General features: G+C 62.5%; 14 protein-coding genes. 3 read left to right on the forward strand and 11 right to left on the reverse strand.

Annotated elements, in window-relative coordinates; genetic code table 11:
- The 6 genes from WEB61_RS00055 to rpmI form a co-directional block, all read right to left on the reverse strand.
- A partial coding sequence (locus WEB61_RS00055) for an enoyl-CoA hydratase-related protein (protein WP_368062281.1) occupies window positions 1-602 on the reverse strand: 602 nt, incomplete at its 3' end.
- Window positions 602-1,408, reverse strand: a complete 807-nt coding sequence (locus tag WEB61_RS00060; protein ID WP_368062282.1) for an alpha/beta fold hydrolase — start codon at window positions 1,406-1,408, stop codon at window positions 602-604. The genes WEB61_RS00055 and WEB61_RS00060, both read right to left, overlap by 1 nt.
- 33 nt (window positions 1,409-1,441) lie before the next feature.
- The gene (gene pheT / locus WEB61_RS00065; protein ID WP_368062283.1) at window positions 1,442-3,877 is read right to left on the reverse strand and encodes a phenylalanine--tRNA ligase subunit beta; all 2,436 of its coding nucleotides are present in this window, start codon (window positions 3,875-3,877) and stop codon (window positions 1,442-1,444) included.
- On the reverse strand, window positions 3,874-4,965 hold the full coding sequence (gene pheS, locus WEB61_RS00070; RefSeq protein WP_368062284.1) for a phenylalanine--tRNA ligase subunit alpha: 1,092 nt from the start codon (window positions 4,963-4,965) through the stop codon (window positions 3,874-3,876). The genes pheT and pheS overlap by 4 nt, the downstream gene beginning before the upstream one ends.
- Before the next feature lie 197 nt (window positions 4,966-5,162).
- Window positions 5,163-5,519: a 50S ribosomal protein L20 gene (rplT, locus tag WEB61_RS00075; protein WP_350062499.1), complete on the reverse strand. Its 357-nt coding sequence runs from the start codon at window positions 5,517-5,519 to the stop codon at window positions 5,163-5,165.
- A gap of 30 nt (window positions 5,520-5,549) precedes the next feature.
- Window positions 5,550-5,750, reverse strand: coding sequence for a 50S ribosomal protein L35 (gene rpmI / locus WEB61_RS00080; protein ID WP_293508882.1), 201 nt, complete (start codon window positions 5,748-5,750; stop codon window positions 5,550-5,552).
- A gap of 218 nt (window positions 5,751-5,968) precedes the next feature.
- On the opposite strand from rpmI, the gene WEB61_RS00085 reads away from it, so the two are divergent.
- A complete protein-coding gene (locus WEB61_RS00085) occupies window positions 5,969-6,496 on the forward strand; it encodes a VOC family protein (RefSeq protein WP_368062285.1) in 528 nt (175 codons plus the stop codon).
- A 4-nt stretch (window positions 6,497-6,500) separates the two neighbouring features.
- Here WEB61_RS00085 and WEB61_RS00090 read toward each other — a convergent pair whose 3' ends face one another.
- Window positions 6,501-6,875, reverse strand: a complete 375-nt coding sequence (locus WEB61_RS00090; protein WP_368062286.1) for an I78 family peptidase inhibitor — start codon at window positions 6,873-6,875, stop codon at window positions 6,501-6,503.
- Between the two features lie 159 nt (window positions 6,876-7,034).
- Here WEB61_RS00090 and WEB61_RS00095 point away from each other — a divergent pair, with 159 nt between their 5' ends.
- Window positions 7,035-8,399: a 4Fe-4S ferredoxin gene (locus WEB61_RS00095; RefSeq protein WP_368062287.1), complete on the forward strand. Its 1,365-nt coding sequence runs from the start codon at window positions 7,035-7,037 to the stop codon at window positions 8,397-8,399.
- Between the two features lie 6 nt (window positions 8,400-8,405).
- Here the strand turns inward: WEB61_RS00095 and WEB61_RS00100 are convergent, their stop codons facing one another.
- The 3 genes from WEB61_RS00100 to WEB61_RS00110 form a co-directional block, all read right to left on the reverse strand.
- Window positions 8,406-8,837 carry a MarR family winged helix-turn-helix transcriptional regulator gene (locus WEB61_RS00100; protein ID WP_368062288.1) on the reverse strand — a complete coding sequence of 144 codons (432 nt, stop codon included), beginning with the start codon at window positions 8,835-8,837 and terminating at the stop codon, window positions 8,406-8,408.
- Window positions 8,838-8,928: 91 nt separating this feature from the next.
- Window positions 8,929-10,176: an LLM class flavin-dependent oxidoreductase gene (locus WEB61_RS00105; protein ID WP_368062289.1), complete on the reverse strand. Its 1,248-nt coding sequence runs from the start codon at window positions 10,174-10,176 to the stop codon at window positions 8,929-8,931.
- Between the two features lie 91 nt (window positions 10,177-10,267).
- Window positions 10,268-10,516 (reverse strand): hypothetical protein, encoded by a 249-nt coding sequence (locus WEB61_RS00110; protein WP_368062290.1) that lies wholly within the window; start codon window positions 10,514-10,516, stop codon window positions 10,268-10,270.
- 303 nt (window positions 10,517-10,819) lie between these two features.
- Here WEB61_RS00110 and WEB61_RS00115 point away from each other — a divergent pair, with 303 nt between their 5' ends.
- Window positions 10,820-11,773, forward strand: a complete 954-nt coding sequence (locus tag WEB61_RS00115) for a glycerophosphodiester phosphodiesterase family protein (RefSeq protein ID WP_368062291.1) — start codon at window positions 10,820-10,822, stop codon at window positions 11,771-11,773.
- A gap of 57 nt (window positions 11,774-11,830) precedes the next feature.
- On the opposite strand, the gene infC is transcribed toward WEB61_RS00115, so the two are convergent.
- Window positions 11,831-12,352 carry a translation initiation factor IF-3 gene (gene infC, locus WEB61_RS00120; RefSeq protein WP_368062292.1) on the reverse strand — a complete coding sequence of 174 codons (522 nt, stop codon included), beginning with the start codon at window positions 12,350-12,352 and terminating at the stop codon, window positions 11,831-11,833.
- Between the last annotated feature and the right edge of the window lie 25 nt (window positions 12,353-12,377).

Genomic DNA, 12,377 nt, shown 5'->3' on the forward strand with positions numbered 1-12,377 from the left:
TCGGCGGGCGGCAGCAGCTTGTTGAGGAAGCCCATTTCCATCGCTTCGTCGGAGGTAAAAACGCGGCTTGAGAGCAGAATATCGTTGGCATGTGTCAGACCGACAATGCGGGGCAGAACCCAGGAGAGGCCGAACTCGGCCGGAAAATTGAAGCGCCCATGCGCGGCGGTGAATTTCGCCTTGGGTACGCAAAACCGGAGATCGGCATAAGCCGCCAGCACAAGGCCGACACCCGCCGCCGCACCGTTGATGGCCGCGATGACAGGCTTCGTCAGGCCGAAATGATAGGCGAAGGTCGCGTCGAATTCCGGGCGAACGCCGTAGCCGGGTCTCGCGATGTCGTCGGAAATGCCCGCATCGTAACGGCCCTTCTCGGAATGGCCCTCGAGCGCGCCGAGGTCGGCGCCGGCGCAGAAGGCATTTCCCTCGGCGTCGCCGGTGACGACGATCACGCGCACCGCCTTGTCCTTATCGGCCTCCGCCAGCGCCCAGCGATATTCGGTGTGCATGCGGCCGGTCCATGCATTGCGGCGCTTCGGGCGCGACAGCGTGACAGTCGCGATGCCGTCGGCGATTTCGTAACGGATCGTCTTCAGTTCCATCAGTCCCGCTCCCCGCTCTCGACAAATTTCCGGATGGCCGAGACAATCTTCTCCGGCTGCTCGGGCAGCATTGCGTGGCCGGCATTCGGCAGATCGACCAGCGTTACGCGCGCTCCCAGTCGCACTTTCAGATCATGCGCATTGGCGGGCAGCGCGATCGCATCTTCTGTTGCCTGCACGACAAGCATGGGCTGGCCACCTGCTTCCCACCAGTCCTCGACCGGCGTCCGGCGCACGGCCGATGACTGCATCAGCATGACGTCGCGATGCCAACCGTCGCGCCAGATTTGCGGATCGTTGCCCTTCGCAAAGAACCCATATCGCACACATTCCATGTGTTCTTCCGGCGACAGATTTTCATCGAAGCAGTCGACAAGCGCTTTCAATGCAGCTTCAGGAATTTCGATCAGGCCCCCGCATGCGAGCAGCACGAGGCGCGAGACAAGCGGAGCGTGGTCCGCCGCCATCGTGCGGGCGAGACGGTTGCCGAAGGCATGGCCAAGCAGTGTTACCGGCGTTTTGCATTGCGTCTCGATGACGGCCGCAACATCGTCGGCCAGGTCGTGCAACGTCAGACCGTCCAACGGCCCGATGCTGCCGCCGATCCCGCGCGGTTCCGGCAGGGTGACGCAATAACCCGCGGCCGCCAGCGTCCGGGCGACCTCGTCGAAATCCGAGCCCGGGCGGCCGAGCGAGGCGAGCATGACGATATGCGGGCCCGATGCGGGGCCGATGACGCGGCCGCACAGGCGAATATTCGCGCCGCCCTTGTCGAGTCTGCCGATTTCGTAGGGCTCGAACTTCACTCGCTCCTCCCCGAACGATTTCCCGCCGGTGGATCAGCTCCTCAGCGTACCACCCGTCGCTTTCTCGACCGCCACCACGATGCGCTTCGACACGGCTTCGATCTCCTCGTCGGTCAACGTCTTCTCTACCGGTTGAAGCGTGACTTCGATGGCAAGCGACTTCTTGCCGTCATCGAGCGCACCGCCTTCGAACACGTCAAACAGCGACACGTCGACAATCAGCTTCTTGTCGGCTCCGCGCGCGGCGCGGATCAACTGCTCGGCCGTAACGCCGCTGTCGACCACAAAGGCGAAGTCGCGGCGCAAGGGCTGCAAATCCGAAAGGTCCAGCGGCAGTTTGGCACGCGTCGCCTTTCGTTTCGGCTCCGGGATCGCGTCGGGGAAGACCTCGAATGCCACGATCGGCCCTGCCACATCCATCGCTTCGAGAGTGCGCGGATGCAGTTCACCGAAATAGCCGAGCACATTCTTCGGCCCAAGACGGAAAACGCCCGAGCGGCCGGGATGATACCAGGTCGGTGCGTCGGCGCTCACCTGCAGGTTCGCGACCGGCGCGCCGAGCAGCGACAGCAGCGCTGCCGCATCGGCCTTTGCGTCCATCGCCTCGACCGAACCGCTTTTGCCCTGCCAGTGCCGGCCGCTCCCGAGCGGCCGCGCCGTGCCGCGGCGCAGCCCCGTGGCGGCCAGTACCTGACCTTCCGGCGCATCGCTTTCGAATTGCTGGCCGACTTCGAACAGCGCCACGTCGCCGAAACCGCGCGCCATGTTGCGGCCCGCCGCCGCGATCAAGCCGGCAAGCAGGCTTGGCCGCATATGGCTCATGTCGGCCGAAATTGGATTGGCAAGCTTCAGGCCCGGCACGGCGTTTCCACCGCCGAATAGTTCGGCATGAGCTTCGGGAACGAAGGACCAAGTGACCGCTTCGACGAGCCCACGCGCCGCCAGCGCACGCCGCGCCAGGCCTTCGCGTCTCTGCCGCACCGAAAGCACCGGCTTTGCGACCGCATGAAGGCGCGGCAAAGCGACCGACTTCACATTATTCAATCCATGCACGCGCACGACTTCTTCCACGAGATCCGCCTCACCGTCGATGTCGGGACGCCATGAAGGGACGGATACGGACAGCTTCTCCTCATCGGTCTTCACGCCGAAGCCGAGCGCCGTCAAGATGCGTGTCGCTTCCGAGACGGGTAGCGAAAGCCCGGTCAGCCTTGCGATACGCGTCGGATCGAAGGCAATAACCTTCGACGTGTCCGGTATCTTGCCTGCAACCACCAGCTTCGACGGTTCGCCGCCGCAAATCTCGATGATCATTTTTGTCGCAAGTTCAAGACCGGGCAGAACGAACGCCGGATCGACGCCGCGCTCGAAGCGATAGCGTGCGTCCGAGACGATGCCGGTGTCGCGTCCGGTGCGCGCGGTGCGGTAGGGATCGAAGTACGCGCTCTCGACGAAGACGTCCGTCGTTGCCGCCGTGGAACCCGATTCCTCGCCACCCATCACGCCGCCGAAGCCGAGCACGTTTTCATCGTCGGCGATGACGCACATTTCCGGGCCGACATCGTATTCCTTGCCGTCGAGCGCCAGCAGCTTCTCGCCCTTGCGGCCGAGACGAGCGCGGATATCACCCTTCAGCTTCGCCGCGTCATAGACATGCAGCGGCCGTCCCCGGTCGAGCGAAATGAAGTTGGTGATGTCGACCAGCGCGTTGATGGGTCTGAGGCCGACCGCCTTCAGCCATGTCTGCAGCCAATCGGGCGACGGGCCGTTCTTGACGCCATGGATCACACGCCCGGCGAAAACGGGACAGGCATTTTCGGCACCGGCCGGGAACTCCAGCCTGATGCCGACGGGGCTTTCGAACTTGCCCTCGACCGGCGGAAAGCTGCCTTCACGCAAGCGGCCGAGGCCTGCCGCCGCGAGGTCGCGCGCGACACCGTAAACGCCGAGGCAATCGGGGCGGTTCGGCGTGATGGCGATTTCGATGACGGGATCGTTGCGGCCCAGTACTTCGGCCGCCGGCGTGCCGACTTTCCAGTCACCCTTCAGATCGATGATGCCGACATGATCGTCGGAAAGTTCGAGCTCGCGCTCCGAGCACATCATGCCGTTCGATTCGACGCCCCGGATTTTCGTGGGCTTCAGCACCATGCCATTCACAGGGATCGTGGCGCCGGGTGGTGCGAAGACTCCGGTGAGTCCTGTACGCGCGTTCGGCGCGCCGCAGACGACCTGCAATTGTTTCACTTCGCCCTCGACCAGCGCCTCGACCTTCAAGACCTGCAGCTTGTCGGCGTCGGGATGGGGCTTCGCTTCGAGCACTTTCGCGACGGAAAACACGGCAAGTTTCTTCGCCGGGTCTTCGACGCTCTCGACCTCGAGGCCGAGCATGGTCAGGCGCTCGACGATCTCGTCGAGCGTTGCATCCGTTTCGAGCGGCTGCTTCAGCCAGGAGAGCGTGAACTTCATGACGAGAGCCCTCCCGCCAGCGTCGGCACGTCGAGCGCGGCGAAACCATAGTGCCTGAGCCAGCGCAGATCGGCCTCGAAGAAGGCGCGCAGATCCGGAATGCCGTATTTCAGCATGGCGATGCGGTCGAGCCCCATGCCGAAGGCGAAACCCTGATACTTTTCGGGATCGACACCGCAGGCTTTCAGCACATTCGGATGGACCATGCCGCAGCCGAGAATCTCGAGCCAGTCGTCGCCTTCGCCAATGCGGATTTCATTGCCGAGACGCGCGCAGCGTACATCGACCTCCATCGAAGGTTCGGTGAAGGGAAAGAACGAGGGGCGCATGCGCAGTTCCACGCCTTCGACCTCGAAGAAGGCGCGCAGGAATTCTTCCAGCGTCCATTTCAGATGGCCGAGATGCGTCGTCTCGTCGACGACAAGGCCTTCGATCTGGTGGAACTGCGGCGTGTGCGTCTGGTCGCTGTCGCAACGATAGGTGCGGCCGGGGCAGATGAAACGGAAGGGCGGCTTGCCGGCCTCCATCGTACGCACCTGCACGGGGCTTGTATGCGTGCGCAGCAACATGCGCGAACCGTCGGGTTTGGGCTCGAAATAGAACGTGTCGTGCATTTCGCGCGCGGGATGACCTTCGGGGAAATTCAGCGCGCCGAAATTATAGTGATCGGTTTCGATGTCGGGACCCTGTTCCACAGCGAAACCCATGTCGGCGAAGATCGCGACGACTTCATCCCAAACCTGGGAGAGCGGATGGATACGGCCTGCCTCAAGCGGGCTTTCACGCACCGGCAGCGTCACGTCGATGCGCTCATTTGCGAGCCGCGCGTCGAGCACGGCCTCATGCAACGTCTGCTTGCGCAGCGCGAGCGCCTCCGTCAACCGGTCCTTCAACCCGTTGAGCCTCGGCCCCATTTCCTTGCGTTCCTCCGGCGACATGGCGCCGAGGCCCTTCATCAGATCGGAAACACGGCCCTTCTTGCCGAGCGCGGCCACACGCACGGCCTCAAGCGTGTCCACGTCCATCGCGTCGGCGATGGCGGCGGCGAATTCCGTTTCGAGCTTTTCAAGATCGGCTTTGTCGGTCATGGCTTCATCCGCTCACATCATATCGCTCAATCGTCCCGGCGCCGCTCTGACTTTGCGGAGGCCCCGGGCGATTGAGGGAAACGGCGTGCGAGCGAAAGATCGACCGGCGGTCCGCCTCACCCCCCGGGAAACGGCACCCGCCAGGCGCGAGCCCCGGACGGGTGACCGGCTCTTGTCTCATGCGTCGTCCACACTCGTCAGTTGAGCGCGGCCTCAGCCTGGGTGACCAGAGCCTTGAAGGCCTCGGGCTCATGGATGGCGAGATCGGACAGAACCTTGCGGTCCACCTCGATGCCAGCCTTGGCGAGGCCGTCGATAAATCGCGAATAGGTCAGGCCGTGCTCGCGGACACCGGCGTTGATGCGCTGGATCCAGAGGGCGCGGAAGTTGCGCTTCCTGGTGCGGCGGTCGCGATAGGCATATTGACCGGCCTTCTCGACCGCCTGGTTGGCGGTGCGGAAGGTGTTCTTGCGACGGCCGTAATAGCCCTTCGCCTTCTTGATGATCTTGCGGTGGCGGGCGTGTGCGGTAACGCCCCTTTTGACGCGCGACATGTGCTCAATTCCTCTTCAGGGTGTTCCGGTTCACGCGTAAGGCATGAAGTTTTTCAGCACGCGAGCGGCGTCCACGTCCGCCATGATCGTCGTACCGCGCTTGTTCCGGATCTGCTTGTTGGTCCGCTTGATCATCATATGGCGTTTGCCAGTCTGACCGCGCTTGACCTTGCCTGAAGCGGTAAGCTTGAAGCGCTTCTTGGTCCCGCTCTTGGTCTTCAGTTTGGGCATTTCGCTCTCCGTATCGTCAAAGGAACCCACGCTGTAAGACCTTGAATTCATTGAAGAATTCTGTATTTTCGCGGGTTCGGGTCATGGCATTTCGGACGGCCACGGCATGCCCTACAGGCCGGACCGCCCCGAAGGCGCGGATTTATAAGGGAAAAAGGCTGCAGGTCAAGCGCGGGCGACCGGGCTATAAGGCCGCCTGAAAACAGGAAGGAACCCCAATGAGCCGCTTTTTCGGAAAGGTCTGCCAGAACGGCTATGTGGTGCGCGACATCGAGGCCGCGCTGAAACACTGGACCGAAGTTCTCGGCGTCGGCCCCTTTTTCTATATCGACCGCGTTCAGTGCGACTGGTTCACCTATCGGGGCAAACCTTCTCCCGTCGAGATGAGCATTGCGCTGGCGAACACCGGCGATCTTCAGATCGAGCTGATCCAGCAGCGCAACGACGCGCCCTCCATGTATCTCGACTTTCTCAATTCCGGGCGCGAGGGCCTGCAGCACATGTCCTACTGGACGACCGATTATCAGGCCGATTACGACCGGACGATTGCCGCCGGCTACAAGGTTGGTCATGAGGGCCAGATCGGCGGCGAACAGGGACGCTTCGTCTATTTCGACACCGAGACGCATCCCGGCACGGTGATCGAAATGTCGGATATCAGCGGCGCCAAGGGTAAATTCTTCACCCATATCCGCCGCGCGGCCGAGAATTGGAACGGGACGGATCCGATCCGCCCCGTCAAATGACCTCTCAGCCGCAATAGACTCGGGTCACGACGTCGTTGTCGTCGAGCTCCACATTGAGGCGGTCGGTGCGGTAGTCCCTGGTCACCATGTCGCCGGGGCGGATGACACGGATCGTCGCGACGGCGCCGCCGGTCACCGTGTCCCTGGCATCGGCCCAGGGACGTGCAACCCAGATTGCCAGCGCATCGGCCGCCGCCCGGCAACCTGCTTCTGCCTTTTCGAAGTCGCTCCGCATATCGTCGGTCCCCGCCGATGGCGGCTTATCGCCGACAGTCTCTCCGACGGCTTCTTCTTCCGCGGCGTTTTCTTCTTCCTTCTGGTCGCAGGCCGCCACGATCAACAAGCTCGCCAGCGCCAGAACGGCAGGAAGATTTTTCATGTATGAAATCCCATTTTCCGAGCCCGCCCCCGAACCGCAGCATGACTGGTTGAAGGGTTCCTTCGCAATGGGTTTCGCGTTGCCCTTGCCCGCCTTGACCCGCTCTCTTAATAGTGTATATACATATTGCTTCTGCACTATGACTTGGAGACCGGCTTCATGGCGCATGACATGACGGCAGACGGGAATGAACATCCGGATGTGGCACGCTATCGCGCCGCAGCTCACGGGGAAGCGAGGCCGGACACGCTCTCCGCCGCGTTCCTGCGCGACCTCATGCATGAGTGCGGCGCGGACGATTGCGGATTTGTCACGGTAGGCAACCCGGCCATCGCCGATCAGCAGGCATGGATCGGCGCGCTGCTGCCTGGCGCGCGATCGCTCGTCAGTTTCGTCTGCCGCATGAATCGCGACACGGTCCGCACCAGCGTGCGCTCGGTCGCGAACGAGGAATTTCACCAGACCTATGACGAGGTGAATATCATCGCACGCAAGGCCGTGCGCCGGCTCGAAGAAATGGGGATCGGCGCGGTCAATCCCGCCGCCGCCTTCCCGATGGAGGCGCAGGCCTATCCGGCCGGCATGCGCGTGATCTCGCACAAACCAATCGCGGAAGCCGCCGGTCTTGGCAAGATGGGGCTTCACCGCAACGTGATCCATCCGCGCTTCGGCAGCTTCATCCTGCTCGGCACCATCGTCATCGACCGCGAAATCGATACGTTGTCGACAGCACTCGACTATGCGCCCTGCCTCGATTGCAAGCTCTGCGTTGCCGCCTGTCCGGTCGAAGCCATCGGCATGGACGGCTCGTTCAATTTCTCCGCCTGCTATACGCACAATTACCGCGAATTCATGGGCGGTTTCGTCGACTGGGTGCATCAGCTGGTGGATTCAGAGGACGCCGAGGACTACGACAGGCGCGTGACGCCGGGCGAGAGCGTCTCCATGTGGCAGAGCCTCTCCTTCAAGCCGGGTTACAAGGCCGCCTATTGCCTGAGCGTCTGCCCGGCGGGATCCGACGTGCTCGGGCCTTTCATCGAGGACCGGGTGGAATACCGCAAGCGCATTCTCGATCCGCTGCTTGCAAAGCCTGAAACCGTTTACGTGCTGAAAGGCTCGGACGCCGAGGAGAGCGTGCCGCGCCGCCTCAAATCGAAGCAGACGAAGATCGTCGACTACAACATCCCGTCCGACAATCCGTTCGGTTTTCTGTTCGGCCTGACGCTTACCTTTCAACGCCGCAAGGCGCGCGGCGTCGAGGCGACGCTGGCCCTCACAATATCGGATCACGGGCCGCTCGCCGCAACGGTTCGCGTGCACGGCAACCGTATGGAGGTCGAGTTCAAGCCGCCAGAAACACCCGACGCAGCACTCACGCTCGACTGGAAAACGCTGCAGGCAATCTTCCGTGACGATGTCCCGCTTGCCGCAGCGATCGCGGAACATGGCGCGACGCTCACCGGCGATATTGCGGCCGCCGAGGCGATCCGTAACTGCTTCCCGATCTATCGCGCGGCGGCGTGAGCGGCGTCAGATCCTGGCGATCAGCTGGTGCAGCGACCGCTTCACCCCGGGCCAGGCCGGTCCGAGATCCCGTTCGACCGCGTCCTGCGCTTCCTTCCAGAGCGGAAGCGCGTCGGTGAGCTTCCTGCGGCCCGCTTTGGTCAGCTTCAGGCCGAGCGAACGGCCTTCGCCCGTGGGCGCCGCGTCAATCAGGCCGGCCTCCTCCAGCAATTTCACATTGCGCACCAGACTCGAGCGTTCCAGTGCGAGCATATCCGCCAGCGCCGAGAGTGACGTCGCGCGGCCCTCTTCGACCGCAATCAGCAGCGTGAACTGCGTGATCTTGAGACCGACAGGACGCAGCGCCTTGTCATAGAGGCGCGTCAGCTTGCGTGCCGCCATGCGGGCACGGAGCGCCGCGCAGTTCTCGCGAACATCCGCTTCGGTTGCCGTCGCCATCTTCAATCCCAAGATTTATGTAGATACACATTATTCCAGGAAGAACCGCCACGCAATCGCTCGCGCGAAGGCTTTCGTCGATCGAAAAGATCTATTCCGCCGCGCTTCCCTGATTGACCTGTGCCTTGGCGACGGATGCCTGCACCACCGGGATTTCGTGGTCTTCGAGCGGTTTCATCCAGTTTTTGCGGGCAAGCGCCGCCTTGATGAAAGGCGCCAGCTCCTTCTGCTTCCTTGCCTCACGCGTGGCCGCTTCGGCCCTGAATTCCGGCATCACTTCGGCCGCAAAGAGTTCCAACGATTCGCAGATATGCGTGTGTTTGTTGCGACCGGCCTGCTGCATGAAAATCACCTGATCGACGCCAGCCCCCTGGAAGGCCCTGAGATGCGCGCGCATGTCGTCCGGCGTGCCGATGCCGGTGGCGATGGCGTCGGCGCGCTTGCCCGCATCGATGATTTCCTGCGTACGGTTGCCGCGCGCCTTGATGTAGTCGCCCCACATGTCGGTGCGGCCGGGAACCGTATCATGCGCGACCAGCGCATTGAGTGCATAGCCGAAAAACTCGAAGCCCTCATGGCCGCGGCGGACTGCTTCGGCGCGGTCCTGATGCAGCGAGAAATTCGAGACCATCGCGATGTTCGCGTTCACCGTGTGGCCGATGGGCTTGCATTCATCTGACTTGATGATGCCATAGTAAATTTCCGACCAGTGATGCGCTTCTTCCGGATCGAGAAACGAGAAGGCCAGCGCGCCGACACCAAGCGAAGCCGCAACGCGGATCGTGTCGCGGTTGGTGCAGGCCATCCACATCGGCGGGTGCGGCTTCTGCACCGGCTTCGGCAACACATTGCGGCAGGGCATCGAGAAATACTTGCCCTCAAAGCCCGGATAGGGGTCGAGCACCATCATGTTGGCGATCTGCTCGCCGGCCTCGATCGCCATGGCGCGCTTTTCCTTGGCTGGAATGTTGAAGCCGCCAAGCTCCAGTCGTGTCGCACCCTCACCGATGCCGAATTCGACGCGGCCATGCGACATGATGTCGAGCGTCGCAAGGCCTTCGGCGGTGCGCGCCGGGTGGTTGTAGTTCGGGATCACCTGGCGGATGCCGTGTCCGAGGCGAATGTTTTTCGTCAGCGAAGCGGCGGCGGCGAGAAAAACTTCCGGCGCGGAGGAATGGGAGTACTCATCGAGGAAATGATGCTCGACCTCCCAGGCATGATCGAAGCCGAGCCTGTCGGCCAGCACGATCTGCTCCAGCGCCTCGTGAAAGAGCCGCGCCTCGTCGCCCTCGTTCCATGGTTTCGGCAATTGCAGTTCATAAAAGACGCCGAATTTCATGATGTCCTCCCCGTATCCGATTTCTGTTGGGGAAGAGTATCGGCGATCCGGCGGGAACATTGCAAAGGCCCGCAACGGAGCAGAAAGGCCTTTATCCCGTCCCTGACGCAGGGGAATGGCCGGCGGTTTCGCGGCGGGCACGTTCGCGCGCGATGGCGGCGCGGCGCGCGGCGTCGGTTTCGATGACAAGGCGATGGCGAAGCCGCTCGTTGTCGAGCGCGCGCAACTCCTGCTCCAGCGCCGCCATCTCCACGGCGCGGCGCATCACATCTTGCGTATCGTAGTAGGAAAGTCTCGTCCGTTTTCGACGAAACCGGCGCCATATCGAAGCGATCGGCATGTCATCACCTGTGTTGCCTGTAACCTGTCGCGCAGGCGCCTCGTGGCGCTCGCATCGCAACGTCGAACCCGCCGCACGGTCGCCGCAAAAATCCGGCCCCGCGCGATCGCTCTTCTTGGTGATACGTCGGGTAGTATAGTCACACATCGGCCCGGCGTCTGCGTCTAACGCACTTCCATGACACCCCCGCAACGCTGTTTCATTTTGACGCGGACGGCCGGAACAGGTCACATGAGCAGCCACGAATTTCGGCGCTGGCCGGACGGCTTCCGGCGGCACTCCACGGAGGACAGGGGAACCGGCATGAGGAAACCGTTACAGATCGCACATCGCGGCGGCGCCGGGCTCTGGCCAGAGAACACGATGGAGGCTTTCGAGCGCGCCATCGCGATGGGCGCGGACGGCATCGAACTGGACGTTCACCTCAGCCGCGACGGGCAGCTCGTCGTCCATCACGACGAAAGCCTGAAGCCTGCCATCGCGCGTGGGCCGGACGGCAAATGGGTTGAACGTCCGACGCCGTTGATCAAAGAGCTGACGGCCAAGGAACTTCGCGCCTACGACATCGGGCGGCTTCGTCCGGGCGCGCGTTACGCCGCGCGCTATCCCGAACAGACGCCGTGCGACGGCGCGCATGTCCCGCTGCTTGCCGATGTTTATGCCTTGATCAAGCGCGCGGCGAAGCCGGGCTTTCGTCTTTATGTCGAACTCAAGACGGCGCTGCTCGACCTATCACAATCAGCCGATCCGATCGCGCTTGCCGAGGCGGCGGTCGCGCTGACGCGCGCGCAGGACCTATCCGAAACCGTCACCTTCGTTTCCTTCGACTGGCGCGCGCTCGTGCGGGCCAAGGAGATCGGGCCCGATATTCTCAATGCCTTCACGACACTCCCATTTTTCCAGGTCGATCCGGCCGACTTGTCCGCCGCGCGCGACAAGCCCGGTTCGGAGGACGAGGTCATTCGACGCGCATCGGCCACCGGCGCGCCCTGGACGGCAGGCTTCGACTGGCGCGCGCAACAGGGCGCGACGTTCGCCGAACGCATGCTGCGCGCCATCGCGTCGGGGCCGGCTGATGGCTGGTTTTCCTGGCATGGCGACGTGACGATGGCGACGGCAACACGCGCGGCGGATCTCGGGCTTGCCGTTTCCTGCTGGACAGTCGACGAGGAAACGGAAATGCAGCGGCTCGCCGCTCTCGGCGTCGAGGCAATCCTGACCGACCGGCCGGACCGCTTGAAAAAGCTGCTGGGCTGACAAAAAAGGCCCGACGCAAAAACGCCGGGCCTTTCTTTTCTCTCGTGAAGGCTGCCGTTATTTCGGCGCCAGCACCATGATCATCTGACGGCCTTCGAGGCGAGGCCAAGTTTCGACCTTGGCGATCGCGTCGAGTTCTTCCTTGACCTTGTTCAGAAGCTGCATACCCAACTCCTGATGCGCCATCTCGCGGCCGCGGAAGCGCAAGGTCACCTTTACCTTGTCGCCTTCCTCGAAGAAGCGATGGATCGCACGCATCTTCACGTCGTAGTCATGCGTGTCGATGTTCGGGCGCATCTTGATTTCCTTGACCTCGACGGTCTTCTGCTTCTTGCGCGCCTCGTTGGCCTTCTTCTGAGCCTGATACTTGAATTTTCCGTAGTCGAGAAGCTTGCATACGGGAGGTTTCGCATTGGGCGAAACCTCAACCAGATCCAGTCCGGCCTCTTCGGCCATCCTCATTGCTTCGTCGGTGGGAATGACGCCGCGCTTTTCACCCTCGGCGTCGATCAGCAACACGGTCGGTTCGTCGATCATGTCGTTTATGCGCGGGCCCTCTCGTGTGGGCGGCGCCTGCATCGGTCTGCGAGCTATGAACTTTTCT

It is taken from the genome of Parvibaculum sp. (assembly GCF_040882025.1).
GTDB lineage: Bacteria > Pseudomonadota > Alphaproteobacteria > Parvibaculales > Parvibaculaceae > Parvibaculum.